Source organism: Psychrobacter sp. CX10 (genome assembly GCF_057621575.2).
In genome coordinates, this window is record NZ_CM177736.1 from 1,490,177 (window position 1) to 1,510,543 (window position 20,367).

Consider the following 20,367-nt stretch of genomic DNA (forward strand, 5'->3'; position numbering starts at 1 on the left):
GTTTTAAATAACCTAAGATACTTTAAATAATATAGTATTAAATCATTTTATGAAAAAGATCGATGTCTGAAAACACTTTTAGTATTCAATATTTTTATCTATTGATAGCTATTTATAAATTGATAACTATTTATAAATTGATAACTATTTATAAATTGATAACTATTTATAAATTGACAGTTATTTCTGCACCCATTGACGTATTTTTTCTCTTTCCGCTGGGGTGGCTTGTAACCATAATTGCATAAATTGATCTAATGCTGTACTCGTACTATCTAATCGATTGCTATCCGAACTACTAATAGGAGCAGGCATACTTGATGCTGGGACGCGCTGAGTCTGAACTGTCGTTGTAGGGGTTTGTTCAATAGCAGAAATAGTTTTTTTATTATCTATTTGAGCCGGACTATCTCCTATACCTAAGACGCTAGACAAACTTGAAAATATACCACCCTCTTTAGCAGCTGCAGTATCTTGAACAATTATATTTGTACCTTGAGTAATGGCTAAGGTTGGGTTCTTAGCGTAGTTGCGCGCATCATCATAACGTTCTGGCTGATTCAACATAGCCAAGGTATACGTTTGATTGTCATTAAGATTGGCAGCGACGGTAATATTTGAAGATCTTAAATAGTCATGATCATCACCCCGTAAATCATACAATCTGTCGTATTTAGCAGTGATGGCATGCGTACCTGGTTCAAGGGTAAACTCACGTACTAAAGGTTTAAATAGGCTTTTATTTACCTCTTTTCCATTAATAGCGGTCACTTTGATATTTTCATCCACCAAAAGCTTTACTTCGGCGTAAGCTGAGGACAAACTGACTAACCCCAAACTTGCTACGACAGCCAACTGTTTAAACGATGATGTTATTTTTATTTCATTCATATTGAAACCTTGTCATTTAAATAAAATCGCTTTTATGATTAGAGCATGTCTTTAGTTTTAAAAATTAAAACTCATATTATCTCGGTAAGGACCATTTACCTCAGATTTAGATATAAAATCTTCTTGCGCTTCTTGATGTATATCTTCAAGCTCAGCTAATAATGTATGCTCATCAATCATTAAAATAGCTTCATTTATAACCGCTTTTGAGACATGAGCTCGATTTAAATTAGAAAACAAGGGTTGAATGACCTTTAGAATATCGAGCATGCCGCCGATACGATGTGGCCCTTCATTAAGAAGATGATCGATAATTTTTGAATCAAATTGCCAGCCTCGTCTACGCATAACGGATTCAAGCATTGCTTTTCTATCGGCTATATCATGACCCTCAGGGACTCTAAATGCAGGCGATTGAATGAGCCTTGTTAACAAATCAGGCAAATCAAAAGGGAGTTCACTGGCAGGGGTTTTAGCAGCAAAGACTAATTGACCTTGACCCTCACGGCTACGGTTAATCAAATGAAAGATAGCTTCTTGCCACGCTCGACTTTTTTTGATTGCTTCCAAGTCATCAATCGCAACCAAATCAAAGCTTTCTAATGAGGCTAGAACACCTACATCTGTATGAACCAATTCTTTAAGGGATAAGCAAATTGCAGTTTTACCCATCTCCATATAAGACTCGCTTATCGCAGATAGTAAGTGTGTTTTTCCTGTTGATGTACTCCCGTAAATATACATCTGACCAATCAGACCAACGTGAATTTGACGTACAGCATCGATTAAAGTCGACCAGCCTGGACCCGAAAAATCACTTAGGCTAGCATCTTTTTTGATTTCTAAATTTAAACTTAGTTGATTATTCATCAGGCTAGTATCTCGGCTCGATATGTCTCTATATACTTATTTATATAGCGCTTATTTATAACACAAATTTAAACTTATTCATATGTTGATGGGTTTTATAAACGTTTTGTCCTCAGTAAGACAACGCTTTTAGCTTTTGTGAAAAAATTAAACTACTTAAATAATTTATATTGCTTATTTCCTTTATGCCAATCACTCCCTAAGTAGGCATTATATGCATGCTGAAATAGAACATTGAGCACAGCGGAAACAGGTAGCGCAATGAGCATTCCTACAAATCCCATTAAACTTGCACCCGCTAAGACCGCAAATATAACCAATAATGGTGACAACCCTATCTTGTCGCCAAGTAATAAAGGCTGAAGGACATAACCTTCCACCGCTTGACCGACTAAAAAAGCACCTATAATTAAACTTATATAAAACCAATCCATACCAAACTGGAATAAGCCTGCAATAATAGCGGCAATAAAGCCTATTCCGAAACCTAAATAAGGTACAAAGCTAGCTATGCCTGCAATCATACCAATAATTAACCCAAGCTCCAATCCAATTAATTCTAATTGAATCGCGTATACCGCACCTAACAGAATCATGACCAAAAGCTGGCCTTTAACAAAGGCTAAAAGAGCGTCATCTGAATCTCTTGCAATTTCAATTATTTTATCTCGGCTAGAATATGGCAATGCTTTTTTCCATGTTTCTAATCGCTCATTCCAATTAAATAAAAAGTAGAATGTCAAAATAGGCACTAACACCACCAACCCAGCATTATTAATAAACCTCATTCCAGAGCTTAATATTTGCTGCACAAAGGATTGAGCATCTTCAACGTTATAATTTTCATTTAAGTATTCGATGAACGTATTTGAAACGATATGGGATTCTAGTGGCATTAAATCGAACTGGCTATTCTCATTAACCCAAACCCGAACATCTTCGTTATACCATTCTACTAACTGTGGCAAATATTCAAGGCCTGCTTGAATCTGTTGCCATATGGTAGGAAACAACCACCAAAGCAATATACCTAGACCAATAATGATCGCAGTATATACCACGATTATGGCGAGCCAGCGTGGCACATAACGTGCCATTCGAGCAACAATTGGGTTGATTAAATATGCAAGGATGAAGGCACTCGCAAAAGGAATTAAAACCGGTATTAATAGATACAATATATATAAAATAACTGCTATGGCGATAATGGTAGCGATTCGTTTAAAAAAAGGGTCTATGTAAGCAGTCTGCATATATACGTCTCTTTAGATTCAATGAACTAACATAAATTAATTAAACCTGATAGGTAAGTAAACTCTAAAGCCAATCAAGCTTAAAAAGCATTTAAACTAATTTAAATATTTGACTTAAAAACAGTTTTTTAAGCGCTATATTAATGCTTAATTATAAAATAATTATGAAATCGAAATAACTTTACTCAAATATTTAATAAAATTTTAAATAATATATATTAATTAAATAGTTACATCATATAAATAGTTACATCATACGAGTAAATCAGTTTATCAATAAGAATAATTTAGTCATTTTTTGTTGTATTATTCAATATGACCTATTTATATTTTGAGTGGAATAGGTTTTTGCGTATAATGCATCAGATATCTATTATTTTATAAAATATTTCGTAACTTAAAATATATTAAATAAATTAATAAGTTATTCAAGAGTTTAATATCATCTCAATATAATGACACCATTCATATATTAACCCAATAAATTTACATTCGCTTATTAAGGTCTATCCAAACCATGAGCCATCCGAATTCAAATGAATCCGCTACCCCATCAACCCGTGATAATTCTACGTCATTAAGCTATAAAGATGCTGGTGTCGATATTGATGCAGGTGACGCCCTTGTACAGCGCATTAAATCTGTTGCCAAATCAACCACGCGGCCAGAAGTCGTCGGTGGACTAGGTGGTTTTGGAGCATTATGCCGAATTCCAACAGGCTATAAGTCTCCGCTACTGGTATCTGGTACTGATGGTGTCGGAACAAAGCTTAAATTAGCATTACAACTCAATCGTCACGACACCATAGGTATTGATTTAGTGGCAATGTGTGTTAATGATTTATTGGTTTGTGGTGCAGAGCCATTGTTCTTTTTAGATTACTACGCGACTGGCAAGTTAGATGTCGATACCGCGGCAGATGTGGTAACTGGGATTGGCGAAGGCTGTAAGCAGTCAAACTGTGCATTAATTGGTGGCGAAACCGCTGAAATGCCAGGCATGTATCAAAAAGAAGACTATGACTTAGCTGGTTTTTGTGTGGGCGTGGTAGAAGAAAGCGAAGTCATTACTGGTGACAATGTCGCTCAAGGTGACGTATTGATAGCTATCCCTTCTAGCGGTGCGCATTCAAACGGATATTCGTTAATCCGTAAAGTCATTGAAGTAAGCGGCATAGATATTACGAACTCTGACGAGACCCTTGATGGTCAGCCTATTGCAGATGCTTTAATGGCACCTACTAAGATTTATGTTAAATCTATTCAAACCCTACAAAATAAGCTGGGTAACGGCAAATTGCACGCGATGTCTCACATAACAGGGGGCGGTTTCACTGAAAACTTACCTCGTGTATTACCAGAACATTTAGCTGCTAAGATTGATACCTCAAGCTGGGAGATGCCTGAGCTATTTAAGTGGCTTAAAAAGCATGGCAATATCGAGCAATCAGAGATGTACCGTACCTTTAACTGTGGCGTCGGGTTTGTGATTGCAGTGCCAGCTGATGTCGCCGATCAAGCGATTAGCGTATTAAATGACGTTGGCGAGAATGCCTTTAAGTTTGGTGAAATCATTGCTCGTGACACAAACGCGGTGGTTTACGCATAATATGGCTAATAATCAATCAACTTTCACTTCAAATACCCCACTTAAGATTGCAGTATTTGTCTCTGGCAGTGGCAGCAATCTTCAAGTACTCATTGATGCTATGAATTCGGGCAGTTTACCGATTCAAATTGTGGGTGTTATCAGTAATAACAAAGATGCCTATGCGATTACCCGTGCTGAGCATGCTGGGATACCCGTCACTGTACTTTCGCATATTACTGAAGGTGAGAATGCCGGTAAGCGCATGGGTATCAAAACTTTTGAGCATCATGCCAGCAGTCAACTGAACGAATGGCAACCGGACTTGATCGTGCTTGCTGGGTTTATGCGTGTATTGAGTGGTGGCTTTATTGATGGTGCCCCTGCTCCAATGATCAATCTACACCCATCCTTATTACCTAAATATAAAGGATTAGATACTCATCAACGCGTCTTAGAATCCAGTGACAGCCATCATGGATGTAGTGTGCATGTGGTTACGGCAGAACTTGATGCGGGACGAGTACTGACGCAAGCTCTGTTAGCTATCGACAAATCTGAGAGTGCTGATGAACTACAAAATAGAGTACAAAAGTTAGAGCATAAAATACTGCCTTGGACCATTCTATTGATTGCTAAAGGAGTATTAGACTTAAGATTATTACCTTCTAAAGACTTAAACAAACATCTGCCTACCCTTCCTTATCAACTTTGGTTGGACTAAACACGCTTTAATTAAACTTTTTATTTAAGTAAAGCCCAAGCTAAAATTGGGCTTTTCAAGTTAAAGGCTTTTTGGATTAATTTTGTATTAGATCAAGGTTTAGATCGAAGCCAAATTAATCCTGAATTGCGTTAAGTATTTGTTTTTTAAGTTGTAGATACGCTTGGCTGTCCAAAAATCCTTCTTGTTTTGGAATTTCAAACTGCTCTGTAAAATGAGCGGGGCTACCTTTTAACACATAAAGATGATCTGATAAATAAATAGCTTCATCAATATCATGGGTGATAATTAAACAGGTTAAGCCCAAATTTTTTTGCAGTTTACTAAACCACTGATACATCTCATCCTTAGTTACAAAATCCAATGCTGAAAAAGGTTCATCAAGTAGCATAATAGGATTGTCACTCAAATAAGTTCTAAGTAACGCTGCTCGCTGTCGTTGCCCCCCGGATAGCATTTGTGGGAAGTTGTGTTGTAATCCTTCTAACCCAAAATGAGCCAATTGTGGATTGACTATCTCAGCAATCTTAGACTTACTGTAGCCCTTAACGGTTAACGGTAAAGCTATGTTATCAAACACGGTTTTGAATGGCAGCAGCAAATCTCTTTGCAGCATATAGCCCACCGTACCCGCCTGCCCAGTCGTTTCAGCTCCGTTAATAAACACTTTGCCGGAAGTTGGAATAAGTAGACCCGCGGCAATATTAAATAAAGTCGTTTTACCGACGCCACTTGCACCAACGATACTTACCACATCATTCTCAGCAACTGACATATTTAAATTTTCAAATATCGGTATTTGATCAAAAGCATGGGTGATGTCTTTTAGTACCAAAAGCTTATCCATTAACATTTTTACCCACAACGTGGCCCATAATGACCATGATGAAATCCATTACTTATAAAATAAGTTGGGTTTGAGCGCCTATAAATAATCATTAGTCACCCCTGCTTGAGGTGGTAAAGGCTGCTCAAGTAATCCATTTTCGTAGACCCACTCATAGAATCTATCCCAACGATCATAATCAAATTTACCCCACTCATCATTTTCATCTAAATATTGAGTTGAAATATATTTTTGACTGGCTAGCGCAAGCTCTTTATTAGTCTCTGGGGCATGTTTAATTAAAATATCAGCACTCTCTTCTGGATTATTAGCTGCATAAATATAGCCTTTTTTCATAGCAACCAAGGCTTTCTTAACCATTTCTGGCTTGGTTTCTAATAGCTTATTATTAGTTATAATTACAGGTGCATAGTAATCGAATATGGGCTCATAGTCTTTTAGAAAGAAAAAATTGGTATCGACATCTTGCAGCTGTGCATGTATTCCATCCCAGCCATAGTAAGCTAAGATATAATCAAACTGATTCATGCGTAAAGCGACCGTTGCATCGGTCGCCTCCCCTGGTATTTTAACCATATCATCACCCACAATATGTGCCACAGTAGCGTCATCGATAGGATCTTCCCAAGTAGAATAACGTTTACCATTGAGATCTTTTGGCGACTTTGCACCCAAAGATTTTAAACTTAAAAGTCCTGCTGGGTTATGTTGTAATATTGCAGCAACCGCTGTTATTGGCATGCCTTTGGCCAACCTACTGGTCATATTAGGCTGAAAATAGATACCAAAGTCGGCTCTATTATTAGCTACCAAAGTAGACGCACTGTCTTCACTTGGCTGAACAATCTTTACGTCTAGTCCTTCATTTTCAAAATAGCCTTTTTCTTGTGCAACATACAAGCCTGTGTGATTGGTATTAGGTACCCAATCTAGCGATATAATAACTTCCGTGAGCTTATCACCCGCTACTTCCGCACTACTACTTGATTCATTATTTGGCTGGCATGCCATTAGGGTTATTGCAATCAAGCCTATAACGGCTATCCAAGCTGACAGTACTATTTTATTATTTTTAAAGCTATCGAAACTACGCATATTTAAAATCAAAATAATTAATCCTTGTTAGGGCGTGTTGAAGTATTCAATTATTAGGACTACTGATAGTTCAACATTTGAATGTTCCACACGCCCTATATTATTTATAAATAATTATGTTTAAGCACTCTTTTTTCTATCCACTTCACTAGACCAATCAATAAGATAGTAAGAAAGCTAATCAAGAAGATAACCGCAAACATGCTATCTAGATCATATGATTTACGAACTCTGGTCATATAAACACCCAAACCATAATAACCGCCAAGCCATTCAGCAATGACTGCAGATATCAGCGCATATGAAAGCGCCACTTTAAGTCCTGTAAAGAATGACCCCATTGCTGAAGGTATTTTTAAATGACGATATAGCTGATATTTAGATGCTCTCATTGATTTAAATAAATTCAAATGCTCTTTACTGACCGATTGATACCCATCCACTAGAGCAATAGTAATAGGAAAGAATACAGCCAATACAACCAAAACAACTTTTGGCGTGATCCCATACCCCAGCCAAATAATAAGTAAAGGCGCAATAGCAATAGTTGGAATGGTTTGGTTTAGTAATATAACAGGATATATAAGCTCTTTTACAGTTTTTGATAAATCCATCAAAATGGACAGCACAAAACTAATCAATAGACCTATCGCTGTACCAATAAATGCAGTGACTAAAGTGTATTTAGCATGCTGCATTAATAAACCAAAATCTTCTATAAAAGCTTCTACTATTTGAACTGGTGAAGGTAATAAATAATCAGGAATCACCTCCATCCACACAAAAAGTTGCCATAGGGCAAGAATTAGTATTACCAGAACATGACTCTTAATAAGACTGATGATTTTTCTATTTGTTGGTGGTTTTTTAAGTGAAATTATCATTATTTAGGACTCAATGATGCTTAACGGGGGCTAATGCCAACGCTTCAATGATAAGATTCTAACAAAATAAGACTGTTTTTTTTGATATTCTTGATTATAGCCATATTTTGCTAGACAGTCCTCAAAAAGTAGCCAATAAAAAAGTCCTTAGCTTTAAAGCCAAGGACTTTGATTAAATTTATACGCTTACAAGCTTTGAGGTTAATATAAACTTAAGCTTTTATGCAGGTGCTTGACCTACCACGTGCAATGCTTTGATATTTACAAATTCTTTAATACCAAAGCCGCCATGTTCACGGCCATAACCTGAATTTTTAACACCGCCAAATGGAAGACCCGGATGAACCAAGCTGTAGCCATTGATATAAACCATACCAGTGTCAAAGTATTTACTCGCTAAGCGGATAGCTTTATCTTCATCTTTAGAGAAGACACCACCGCCTAATCCATAACGGCTATCGTTAGCAATACGGAAAGCATCGTCTTCATCTTTAGCACGTATCAATGCTGCTGCTGGGCCAAATAATTCATCTTTATAAGCAGGCTGATCTTCAGAAATATTTTCTAAAAGAACAATAGATTGAAAAGCACCATCTTTAGATAAACTCTCATCTAACTCACTTTGATAGGCAATTGTAGCGCCTTTATCAATACTTTCTTGAATTTGTTCCTGTAAAGTCTCGCGCTGCTTGGTACTAGACATAGGACCCACATCAGTAGTTTTTTTCATTGGGTCGCCAACGGTATAACCTTTAAACTTCTCAATAAGAAGCTCACGGAACTCATCATAAACAGAATCTACAACGATGAAACGCTTAGCCGCAACACAGGTTTCACCATTATTATATAGTCTAGCATGAGCACAAGTTGTTGCAGCTAATTCAAGATCAGCATCATCAAGTACGATGAAAGCATCGTTAGAGCCTAATTCCATAACGGTTTTCTTAAGAACTTTAGCAGCTTGCTGTGCTACCACTGCACCAGCCTTATCGCTACCCGTTAGAGTGACACCACGTATTTTATCATTTTCGATCACTTGTTCAGATTGATCATGGCTTATTACTAGAGTACGGAATAAATCATTAGGTAGATCAGATTCATGCAGGATTTTTTCAATAAATAACCCTGAACCCGTTACGTTTGAAGCATGCTTTAATAAGATACTGTTACCCGCCATAAGGTTAGCAATCGTATAACGAATAACTTGATAAGCCGGATAGTTCCAAGGCTGAATGCCATAAATAATACCAATAGGCTGATAAGTTACGATACCTTTTTTTAGTCCTTCAAGATCACGTTCTTCATATGCTAAAGCTTCTACCCCTTTGTTAGCAGTGAAATCACAAATACTTTTACAAAGGTCGATTTCTTGCAAGCTATGCTCGTAAGTCTTACCACGCTCTTCGGTCATTAATTTAGCTAGCTCTTCTTTATACTTCATAAGTTTATCACCAATAGAGTTGATGACCTTAGCGCGTTCATCTGCTGATTTCTCTCTCCACTCAAGGAATGCTTCGTGAGATTTATTGATGATACGATCAACTTCATCGGCGCTCATATATGAGTACGATTTAATTTCTTCACCATTAGTAGGGTTTATTGTTGTAATATCTGACATAATTCATCCTTATATATTATTATCTATTTTCTTTTGGGTGTCTTATTAACCGTTTTTTTAAATTTAAAATTAGCTATTTAGCTATTTTTACTATTTAAAAACCTAGATACCTAAAGAAGCAGATTCACTAAAAAGTACATAAAACAGCATTGCTATTAGGTCTGTAGTTAGCTATACAGATACGTAAAAATGTACGGTTCTCTAGGTTCTAATAATTATGTGACTATTAGAATAACAGGCAAAGACTTAAAAACCTTTGTTAGGATGTAATTAACTGTGCAATAAGTGTTTAACTTATTTATTAACTAAGTAATTGTTTTTATTAGAATAAATGACTAATTACTTGGGTTTCATTTTTATCAGCTTCTTCATCAGCAACAACTTGACGCGCAACGTGCATAATTAGTTGACGTAGCCATCTATGGGCTGGGTGATGTTGTAATAAGGGAGACCACGCCATAGTTAATTCAAATTCTGGAATAAAAAATGGCGGCTCTTTTAATACGATACTGTCATTTGTTGCTTGCATTTTTGCAACTCGTGTCGGTAATGTTGCTATCAAATCTTTATTAGCGGCAAGCATAGCAGGCATTTGATAATGACGAGTAAAGACACTAATTTGACGTTTTTGACCTAAGCGTTGCAAGGCTTGATCGATAGAACCCAAACCTCCTGACTTATCAGGATTTACGCCAAACCCTACCCCCATACCTGTTTTTGATACCCAGACATGCTGAGCTTTTAAATAATTTTTTAGATTAAAGCGGTTGGCGTAGGGGCTTTCTGCTGCTAAAAGGCAACTAAACGTGTCTCGCCATACTAAAACTTGGTGAAAGCTTTGCGGAATCTCATTAAATCTGTTAATAGCTAAATCAACTCTACCCTGCTCCATATCTCTATAAGAAACATCAGATGGCGTCAAAAAATCTAAAATGACATTAGGCGCTTCTGAACGTAATGCTTTAACTAATCTTGGAACCAGTGTGGCTTCGGCATAATCCGAGGTCATAATTCTAAATACACGAGAGGTACTATAGGGTCTAAACTCAGTTCGTGGCTCTAAAAGTTGAGTTAGCTCTGCTAGTATTTCACGTACACGGGGCTGTAGCTCTAAAGCTCTTTCAGTTGGTGTCATACCTTCTGAAGAACGTACTAATAAAGGGTCATTGAATAACTTACGTAAGCGCCTTAATATGTTACTCATTGCAGGCTGGGTAATGCCTAATTGTTCTGCTGCGCGGGTGACATTTTTTTCACGTAAAAGGACATCTAAGTTGACTAACAAATTTAAATCAACGCGTTGTAAGTTCATAAGTTTCTCGATACCCTATATTAAAAGTGAAGTATTAAAAGTGAAGTATTAAAAGTGAAGTATTAAAAGTGAAGTATTAGATATAAAATGATAAATATATTTAGCTATAATTTGTATTAATTTGGTATTTAAAATTTATGGTATTTAAATTGGACTAGCATTTAAAGCAAGCTCGTATTTAAAGTAGATTTACGTGACAGCGAATTAGCTCCGAATAGGGTTATTTAATAAGAGTTTTTTATGCCATTAATATACATAGGAAAAATAATTTAAAACCTTAGGGTCTGTTGAACATTCAAATATGGAACTGGCGGCGGTTATTTTTTAGGCAATATGCAGGGAAATTTTAGACACTTAGTTATTCTAAGTTAGAAAATTTCACAATATATTGACAAAAAATAGACCCGCCCCGTAGGGCTGATGCTAAAATTGCCCCAAACGTTGTTATAAACCTAGCTAAGGTCTAGACATTATCGTCGGTTTATGCCTAGTTTGGAACAATTTTAGCTATCAGCAGTCCTAATATTTGAATGTTCAACAGACCCTAGCTTAAGATATATAGTTCAATAAAAAATTCTTTAATAGACTATATTGTGGCGATATAAATCAACTTATCTTAATTAAATAATGTGCGTCTGTATACTTAAAAAGGCCAAATTCCATGCGTCAAAGCATTGTAATAATTATACTATAAATTAAATAAATACCCAAGATAACCCTCATAAACTAGATAAATTCTACGATTCTCGTTATAGTGCTTTACAGAAAAATAAATACGGTTAAGTTTTAAAACAAATTAAGTTTAATGTAATGTTTTACTTTGTTTTTTTATTTTGAATTCACAGTTTATATGTCATAACACCTATATAAAAATTAAAATGGTTTAGATCATATTAGTTTAATTGGAAAGTTAATGATTGAGTTCAAATTGAATAAGTATTCGTTTTTAGATAATTATTCGTTTAAAAAATTATTAAAATACCAAGGAAAGTTATGTACTACCTTGTCTATGCAGTAAAATTAAGAAATTTATCATATATAAACATGAGAAAATTTTTTAAATAAATCATCCTCAAACCTGGAGACAATTAATGTCAAATTACCAATCAGCTATTGAACATATCCGCGCTGTAAAAGAAAAAGTCGGCAACATGGATAATATCAGTGCCGAAGATGCCGCTCGCATGAAAATGCAAAACCGTTTCAAAACGGGTCTTGATATCGCTAAATACACAGCTGGTATCATGCGTCAAGACATGGCAGAGTATGACGAAGACACCTCTAAGTACACTCAGTCTTTAGGGGCATGGCACGGTTTTATTGCACAACAAACAATGTATGCCAAGAAAAAGTACTTCGGTACCACGTCTAAAACATACATCTATCTTTCAGGATGGATGGTAGCTGCTCTACGTTCTGAGCTTGGTCCATTACCTGATCAATCAATGCATGAAAAAACGACAGTACCTAACCTTATCGAAGAGATCTACACTTTCTTACGTCAAGCTGATGCTAAAGTGTTAAATGATTACTTCCGTGAGTTAGACGCTGCTAAAGAAGCCGGTCAAGACACGTCTAAAATCATCGCTAAAATTGATAACTTTGATTCACACGTTGTGCCAATTATTGCTGATATCGATGCAGGTTTTGGTAACGAAGAAGCGACTTACTTACTTACTAAAGCAATGATCGAAGCAGGCGCTTGTGCTATCCAAGTAGAAAACCAAGTATCTGATGCTAAGCAGTGTGGTCACCAAGCTGGTAAAGTAACCGTACCACATGAAGATTTCATCGCAAAATTAAACGCTATTCGCTATGCTTTCTTAGAGCTAGGTGTTGACCAAGGTGTTATCGTTGCCCGTACTGACTCTGAAGGCGCATCTTTAACTCAAAAAATTCCAGTATCTGAAAAGCCTGGTGATTTAGCATCTAAGTACATTGACTTCATCGAAGCTGAAGAAGTTGATATCGCTGACGTTAATGAAAATGACGTACTTATCAAACGTGACGGTAAATTAGTTCGTCCAGTACGTATGCCTAACGGTTTATATCAGTTCCGTGAAGGTACTAACATTGACCGCGTTGTTCTAGACTGTGTTACTGCACTTGAAAACGGTGCTGATCTACTTTGGATCGAAACTCCGACGCCAAACGTTGAACACATCAAAATGATGGTTGATCGTATTAAAGAAGAGCAGCCTAAAGCGAAGCTGGTATATAACAACAGCCCATCATTCAACTGGACACTTAACTTCCGTAAGCAAGTTATCGCTCAGTGGGAAGAAGAAGGTAAAGACATATCAGCATACGATAAGAACAACTTAATGAGTAGCGACTACGACGGTACTGAGTTAGATGCTGCTGCCGATGAAGCTGCGAAGAACTTCCAGAAAGACGCATCTCGTGAAGCGGGTGTATTCCATCACTTAATCACGCTACCAACTTATCATACCACTGCACTAAGTGTACATGAGTTAGCTCAAGGTTACTTCGGTGAAAAAGGTATGCTTGCTTATGCTGCAGGCGTACAACGTAAAGAAATCCGTGAAGGTATCTCTTGCGTTAAGCACCAAGCAATGGCGGGTTCTGACCTAGGTGATGATCATAAAGAGATCTTCTCTGGTGATAACGCGCTTAAAGCTGGCGGCGAAAAGAACACCATGAACCAGTTCTAAGATAGTTTATCAAATTTATTAATTTTTATTTTAAAATACCCTAACCTACGTTAGGGTATTTTTTATGCATATAAAACGTTTTTAAAGTTTTATTTTTATAAGGCTCGGGGCTGTATAAAATGCTTTAACAACTTGCATTAATTTATAAGTTTTATACGTTGTAAATAAAATTAAAAGTTTTAAGCTTGATAATTTTATACCTATTAAATAATTTATTAATTACTTTTTAACGTTTCCCTGCTTTAATAAAACTTTAATATATAAAGCCATTCAAATCCTTGCCTTTACCAACACTATCCAATACGATATGAGCTATTATAGTCATATAATATTACTCAAAATAATTTTTAATCACCTTTTTAATTTAGGATAGATAATGCTTGAAATAGAGCTAAAGTTTTTAGTACCCGTTTACAAGGTTGAGTCATTGTTACGTCAAATTAACATCAAGTCCTCAATAACCTCTCAGCTTGAAGCTCATTACTACGACACGTCTGAACATTTACTGGCTAAGTCAAATATGGCCCTTAGAATACGTAAAGAAGGTGATGACTGGGTACAAACTTTAAAAACGAGTGGTGATGGTATTGCGTCTCGTGGTGAACAAAATGATATTTTAGATACAGGTAGCGTAGAAACTGCTATTAAGCAAGATGCCTTATATCCTGACCTTTCGCTTTATGATAAGCCTAAACTAAGTAAAACTTTAAATTACAAACCTTCAGACCTTAACTCTGTCCATAAAGATACTGAACATAAAGATACTGAACATAAAGATACTGAGCATGGTAACGCTAAGCAAAACCCGCTAATGCGCCAATATGTTACTGATGTAAAACGTACCACTCGATTGATTAAGAAAGAAGGAAGCATTATCGAAGTGGCTTACGATGAAGGCGAAGTTAGACATGGAGAAAACGAAAACATCACGCAGCCTATTCATGAAATAGAGTTTGAGCTGTTACAAGGTGATGTGTCTTTCTTATTACAAACTGCTCGTACTTGGTGTAAACGATATCATCTTTGCATATCGACTGTGACTAAAGCTGAACGCGGAGGTCTTTTAATTAGCGGTAAAGATTATTCAAATGCAACTAAAGCTGACCTTAAGTCCCTTAAAATAAATATGAAAACGAGTAAACCTAAGTTTATACGTGCTGTCGTTCACAATTGTTTGCTACAAATACTTCCTAATGTTAGCGCAATTGCTGATGGAAGTACTGATGGTAACCATGTTCACCAGCTTCGTGTAGGTTTGCGTCGTTTACGAACTGCTCTTAAATTCTTTGAAGAGTTTTCATCAGATATAAACCCCGAATGGATACCTGTTATAAAGCAGACTTTTTCATTGTTAGGCGAGTATCGCGATTTAGAAGTACTAGAAACCAAAACCCAGCCTGCACTTGAAGTTTTGGGCGGACCAAAAGTAGATTGGAACAAAGAAAGAGAAGCTTTAAAAATAAAACCTCTGGATGCAGTCCGAGCAAATGATTTTCAAATTATTTTACTAGAGCTTATCGCATTTGCTATGAGCAATCCAAAGCTTGATAAAGTTTTTAATAAAACTGGCGCAAAAGAAGAAGCGACCAAAATTATTCAAAAGCTATATAAAAAGATTAGTAAGGCTACCAGCCACTTCGCATCATTAAGCTTGGAAGAGCAACATGATGTCCGTAAGCGATTAAAGAGCCTACGTTACGTATGTGAATTTGTAAGCCCTATGTATAAAAAGAAGAAAACAAAAGCATTCTTGAAATATTTAGAGCCTGCGCAAGACATACTTGGTGAATATAATGATGATATTGTTGGTCATGATTTTTATCTAGCCAAAACGCATGAAGATCCAAATGCTTGGTTCGCGGTAGGTTATTTCGGTGCACAGCAGGGTCATGCGGCAACTGAATGCGCACTATCTCTTAAATCTATAAAAAATGCACCTAAATTTTGGTAGCTGTTTTTGATAGTTGTGTAGGATTTATATATTTCGATGTAATAAATATATAGTCATCCCTATTGTATTAACGTTCAATTATATCTACTCTTGTGCCTTCTTCGACTAAATCAAACAACTCAATGACGTCGTCGTTACGCATACGAATACAACCATGCGATAGCGGCGTTCCCATAGGTTCTGTATCAGGGGTACCGTGAATATAGATATACCTTTCATAGGTATCACAGCACCCTTTATTATTAGACCCTTGATTGTATCCAAGCTCACAGCCTTTGAGCCACATTATTCGAGATAATATCCAGTCTCTATTTGGATGTTGATACCCTAGTTGATCATTATAAACTTCTCCAGTAGGTTTGCGCCCTACAAACACAGTCCCGCTTAGCATATTTGTACCAATTTTATTTTCTATAACATGATGACCTAAAGGCGTACAACCCGTACCTTCCAAACTGCCTATACCATTTTTAGCTGTTGAAATTTGATATTCATTGATTTGAATAGCACTATTATTATTTAATAAATTCTGAAGGTTTTGATTTGGTGCATCTTGAGTAGTATTTAGAGATTTTAATTTATTAGATTTGTATAAAGTTAAGGTTTGCTTTTCAATATTAACTACTATGTGCTTATTATCCATAACCGTATTATCTACCTTCTTATTTTTTAAAAAAGTACTACTTTTAAAACAAATATATATGTTAGCTTGACGTCAAATATATAAGTATTATAGCTAATTGCGATGTAAATATAACGATATATCTATATTAGCCTTGAAACCTATGCAGTTCGCCCTTATGATAATTAAAATTATAATTAATAAGATCTTATGACTGCTCTTTTACCTACCCGAATATCAATTTACGATTTTCTTTATCAAGATACTCAGCCTATTGATTCAATTTTTGCTGATTTTGGCAATACATCATTACCTCAGGCTAGACTAATTATTGAAAATGGTATTCAAGCCTATACATGCGGCATTATCGCTTATAATCAAAATTATGGTTCACAAGCGATTATGAAAAAGCTATTTAATCGCAGTCAGGTTAAAGAGATGCGTAAGCACAATGCATTTAACTCAGATGCCATGAAAACCGCCAAACTCTATGGGTCTAATACTATTGATGCCCTTTATCCGAATGATAAAGTACAAAATAATATCATAGCGCGTTTATCTCAACTGTCTGCTTTATCAAAAGATAAGGTTATTATTCTCTTTGGTGCATTAAATCTAATTTGTTTACGTGAATTGGCGATTCTGACAGACTTCGCACAACTTGATGCAAATGAAGTTGATCAATGGTTACACCTACAAGCACAGTTCATTAAATTACCTCGACATCCTAGTGAATCTAATAACGAAATTAATATAATTGATTTAGACACTGAATATAACGATTACTATCAGCAAGTGCCAGAATTTAATGAAGAATGGCTAAAACTTACTGGCTGTCATTTAAATGAAATCTCAGAAGATATTCAGAACTCGCAAATGCCTAATTACGCCAAAGTAATAGGGCGAGGTCAAAAACCTGCATCTGAAGTTGATTCTGAATACGTATCATCACCTATCGACTCAAACCCAACAAAACTAATAGTAGATAATGCCAATGAAAGTGATGTACTCACCTTCTGCTCAATCGACAACATTGCTTTACCTTATCAGCGCTGGTTACTACAGCTGGCTAAAATCTCTGACATATATTTAAGTAGAAATAGATTGAAGATTGCCCCCGAACCCATACAGGCACCGTCAAGACCTTTTGTTAATTTTGGCCTACTTGATAATAAAAATAAATCAGACAAACAACTTAAGCCCTATAAAGATACAACCAAATCTATTAGCAAACCAAAACCTTTTTGGAAGAACCCAGTCTTAATTTTATTAATCTTAGTGATTGGTCTGTTGAGTGCAATGGCCGTTGTCAAATATCTAAATAGTGATAAAGATAAAATGCTTACTAATACGATTGAACATCATGCATCTAATCAACAAATTAAAGATTTAAACTAATACTCTAATTCTTATTTAGTGACAGTAATTGAATGACAGTGATGATCTAGAAGATACTCATTTATTGAAGATATATTTTAAATAGAAAGTACTCTTATTATCTTAGATAAAATTAACTAACACGACCCATTCACCATTTCAGACAAATTAAAAGCGCAGAATAAAAATTTATTCTGCGCTTTTTTTCTTATTGGTTAATTATTTAAATTTGATCTATTGCCATTTGGGTTAATACACGACCTCGTGCAGTCCGTAGTACATATCCTTGCTGGATCAAGTAAGGTTCAATAACATCCTCTAAGGTACCTCTATCCTCGGCCATCGCAGCCGCAATCGACTCTACGCCTGCAGGCCCTCCATCAAACCTAGCATGCAGCATCTCAATATATCGCCTATCTAAATGGTCTAAACCACGTCTATCGACCGCTAACATGTCTAAGGCACTGTCAGCTATCGTTCCGGTTACTTCACCATTAGATTTAACTTCTGCATAATCTCGAACTCGTCTCAATAATCGGTTAGCGATACGAGGTGTACCTCGTGAACGCCGAGCTACTTCAACAGCACCGTTATCTTTCATCGTCACATTCATTAAACGAGCAGAACGACTCACGATAGTCGTTAAATCTTCAATATTATAAAACTCTAAGCGCTGAACAATACCAAAACGATCCCTTAACGGAGAGGTTAGCAAACCTGCCCGTGTTGTCGCAGCAACAAGCGTAAATCTAGGCAAATCAAGTTTAATTGATCGGGCTGCAGGGCCTTCTCCTATCATTATATCTAACTGAAAATCCTCCATCGCTGGGTATAATATCTCTTCAATTACCGGGCTGAGTCTATGGATTTCGTCAATGAATAGTACGTCACCCTCCTCAAGATTAGTGAGCATTGCTGCCAGGTCACCTGCTCTTTCTAAAACAGGCCCTGATGTGGAACGTAAATTGCCACCCATTTCACGCGCTATAATGTTGGCTAAAGTAGTTTTTCCGAGGCCGGGAGGCCCAAAGATTAACGTATGATCCAAAGATTCATTACGCCTGCGGGCGGCTTCTATAAATACTTCCATTTGTTCACGAACAACAGGCTGACCTATGTATTCAGCCAATGTGCTTGGGCGGATATTAGAATCGATAGAATCGTCGACGCGTTCTAAAGGATTTATAAGACGATTTTCCATATTGAGTTAACCAGTTTCAGACCACTTATAATAAACATAGCGTAATCGCTAAAAACTACACGAATTTTGTCATCGTTATACCTACTCATGTAATACTTGAACTCTTAAAGTTCTTAAAATTTTAATGTTCTTTTTTCAAAGACTTGTAGAAGATTTAAATCGAATTACTATGATAACTTATTAAATTATAAATCTCATTTTTAAATTTAAGTGAATTTAACATTTTCATATTTTAGATTTAGTACTTAAAAAATAAGTTCATAATTAAAAAAACTTATTAATTAATCATAATTAATAAGCTCTATTTATCGTAATTTATTGTTATTATTATTGTTATTTTTATTGGAACATTATTTGAAATTTAAATGCCAGAATGGAAATGTTTCTTTAATACCTCTAAACAACGCGTAATCTTAGCAGGTTGTTGATCACGGTCTAACGTTACGGCATACAGAATAAAATGCGGCAAAGAATATTCTGGTAATACTTCTACTAAGTTACCAGATTCAAGTTCTTTTTGTATATCTAAAGATAGGACTCGCGCTAAGCCATGACCTTCTTTAGCCAAAGTCGTTGCTAGGAAGACGTTATTAGTTTGTATTCGTGATGGAACTTTAATGCGATTCTTTTTACCAGTCTCAACATGCTTAAACTCTAATAATGTTGGATCTTTCATTAAATCAATAGCGATAAGCTGATGACTAGATAAATCTTTTGGTGCGGTTATTTTATCTCGCTGTCTTAAATAATCAGGAGAAGCAACCAATATCTGCTTAACATCAGACAAAGGATAAGTCTCAACCGAACTATCTTTGATGTTAGGACTCATACGTATGGCGATATCAGCACGCTCATCAATAAGGTCAATATAATGGTTGTCTGCAATAAAATTGATGTTTAAATCATCGTGAGCAGCCATCCACGTCGATAGCGCAGGTAAGATATGATTAACCCCTAACTCTGGCGTCGTGGCAATTCTTAGGCTACCTGCAAGCTCATCTCGTAGCTGATTGACACGTATACGCCCTTGATCAGCTGCAGATACAACATCTTTTGCTGACTCATAAAAACTCGCACCAGCTTCTGTTAAGCTTAGTTTACGGGTAGACCTGTGTAATAATACGACACCTAGGTCTCGTTCTAAAGATCTAATTTGTTGACTTACTGCACTGGTAGTAATGCCTAGCTGGCGTGCTGCGCCACTAAATGAACCGTGACCAACAACACTGGCAAAAACAGCCATTCCTCTAAGATTGTCTAACATTATTCAAATACTCAACTAAGTTATACCGGACAAGCATTATAACTCATTTTATTTGACAAATGTTGACTTTTTTAATCAATTGTTGGGATTCAGAGCGATAAATGAGAATTAATATTTAATGAAATTTAAAACTTAAAGTAAATGTATAATATTATTTTTTATATTCAATTTTTAAAATAATTACTTTAGATTAAA

16 protein-coding genes are annotated in these 20,367 nt (G+C 36.1%); 5 read left to right on the plus strand and 11 right to left on the minus strand.

Annotated elements, in window-relative coordinates; all coding sequences use genetic code 11:
* Window positions 1-180: 180 nt before the first annotated feature.
* From AC21OH_RS06065 to AC21OH_RS06075, 3 genes are all read right to left on the minus strand, one after another.
* Window positions 181-891, minus strand: a complete 711-nt coding sequence (locus AC21OH_RS06065; RefSeq protein WP_487371593.1) for a DUF2057 family protein — start codon at window positions 889-891, stop codon at window positions 181-183.
* A 57-nt stretch (window positions 892-948) separates the two neighbouring features.
* Window positions 949-1,761: a DnaA regulatory inactivator Hda gene (hda, locus tag AC21OH_RS06070; RefSeq protein ID WP_487371594.1), complete on the minus strand. Its 813-nt coding sequence runs from the start codon at window positions 1,759-1,761 to the stop codon at window positions 949-951.
* A gap of 152 nt (window positions 1,762-1,913) precedes the next feature.
* Window positions 1,914-3,014, minus strand: coding sequence for an AI-2E family transporter (locus AC21OH_RS06075; protein WP_487371595.1), 1,101 nt, complete (start codon window positions 3,012-3,014; stop codon window positions 1,914-1,916).
* Window positions 3,015-3,531: 517 nt separating this feature from the next.
* Here AC21OH_RS06075 and purM point away from each other — a divergent pair.
* Both purM and purN read left to right on the plus strand, forming a co-directional pair.
* Complete coding sequence (gene purM / locus AC21OH_RS06080; RefSeq protein WP_487371575.1) at window positions 3,532-4,623, plus strand: phosphoribosylformylglycinamidine cyclo-ligase; 1,092 nt, start codon at window positions 3,532-3,534, stop codon at window positions 4,621-4,623.
* Between the two features lies 1 nt (window position 4,624).
* Entirely contained in the window at window positions 4,625-5,326 is a 702-nt protein-coding gene (gene purN / locus AC21OH_RS06085; protein WP_487371574.1) for a phosphoribosylglycinamide formyltransferase, read from the plus strand.
* Window positions 5,327-5,441: 115 nt separating this feature from the next.
* Here the strand turns inward: purN and AC21OH_RS06090 are convergent, their stop codons facing one another.
* The 5 genes from AC21OH_RS06090 to AC21OH_RS06110 form a co-directional block, all read right to left on the minus strand.
* A complete protein-coding gene (locus AC21OH_RS06090; RefSeq protein WP_487371573.1) occupies window positions 5,442-6,173 on the minus strand; it encodes an ABC transporter ATP-binding protein in 732 nt (243 codons plus the stop codon).
* A gap of 78 nt (window positions 6,174-6,251) precedes the next feature.
* On the minus strand, window positions 6,252-7,184 hold the full coding sequence (locus AC21OH_RS06095) for an ABC transporter substrate-binding protein (RefSeq protein ID WP_487371576.1): 933 nt from the start codon (window positions 7,182-7,184) through the stop codon (window positions 6,252-6,254).
* A 188-nt stretch (window positions 7,185-7,372) separates the two neighbouring features.
* Window positions 7,373-8,152 (minus strand): ABC transporter permease, encoded by a 780-nt coding sequence (locus AC21OH_RS06100; RefSeq protein ID WP_487371572.1) that lies wholly within the window; start codon window positions 8,150-8,152, stop codon window positions 7,373-7,375.
* 220 nt (window positions 8,153-8,372) lie between these two features.
* Complete coding sequence (locus AC21OH_RS06105; protein ID WP_487371571.1) at window positions 8,373-9,770, minus strand: NAD-dependent succinate-semialdehyde dehydrogenase; 1,398 nt, start codon at window positions 9,768-9,770, stop codon at window positions 8,373-8,375.
* A gap of 322 nt (window positions 9,771-10,092) precedes the next feature.
* Window positions 10,093-11,082 carry a LysR family transcriptional regulator gene (locus tag AC21OH_RS06110; protein ID WP_486535021.1) on the minus strand — a complete coding sequence of 330 codons (990 nt, stop codon included), beginning with the start codon at window positions 11,080-11,082 and terminating at the stop codon, window positions 10,093-10,095.
* 1,091 nt (window positions 11,083-12,173) lie between these two features.
* Between AC21OH_RS06110 and AC21OH_RS06115 the strand changes: the two genes are divergently transcribed.
* Window positions 12,174-13,757 (plus strand): isocitrate lyase, encoded by a 1,584-nt coding sequence (locus AC21OH_RS06115; protein ID WP_486535020.1) that lies wholly within the window; start codon window positions 12,174-12,176, stop codon window positions 13,755-13,757.
* Between the two features lie 376 nt (window positions 13,758-14,133).
* Complete coding sequence (locus tag AC21OH_RS06120; protein WP_487371588.1) at window positions 14,134-15,708, plus strand: CYTH and CHAD domain-containing protein; 1,575 nt, start codon at window positions 14,134-14,136, stop codon at window positions 15,706-15,708.
* 67 nt (window positions 15,709-15,775) lie between these two features.
* Here the strand turns inward: AC21OH_RS06120 and AC21OH_RS06125 are convergent, their stop codons facing one another.
* The gene (locus AC21OH_RS06125; protein WP_486535018.1) at window positions 15,776-16,351 is read right to left on the minus strand and encodes a L,D-transpeptidase family protein; all 576 of its coding nucleotides are present in this window, start codon (window positions 16,349-16,351) and stop codon (window positions 15,776-15,778) included.
* A 189-nt stretch (window positions 16,352-16,540) separates the two neighbouring features.
* On the opposite strand from AC21OH_RS06125, the gene AC21OH_RS06130 reads away from it, so the two are divergent.
* Window positions 16,541-17,728: a hypothetical protein gene (locus AC21OH_RS06130; RefSeq protein WP_487371589.1), complete on the plus strand. Its 1,188-nt coding sequence runs from the start codon at window positions 16,541-16,543 to the stop codon at window positions 17,726-17,728.
* Window positions 17,729-17,930: 202 nt separating this feature from the next.
* Here AC21OH_RS06130 and ruvB read toward each other — a convergent pair whose 3' ends face one another.
* Window positions 17,931-18,908, minus strand: a complete 978-nt coding sequence (ruvB, locus tag AC21OH_RS06135) for a Holliday junction branch migration DNA helicase RuvB (RefSeq protein WP_486535016.1) — start codon at window positions 18,906-18,908, stop codon at window positions 17,931-17,933.
* Window positions 18,909-19,269: 361 nt separating this feature from the next.
* Complete coding sequence (locus AC21OH_RS06140; protein WP_486535015.1) at window positions 19,270-20,172, minus strand: LysR family transcriptional regulator; 903 nt, start codon at window positions 20,170-20,172, stop codon at window positions 19,270-19,272.
* Between the last annotated feature and the right edge of the window lie 195 nt (window positions 20,173-20,367).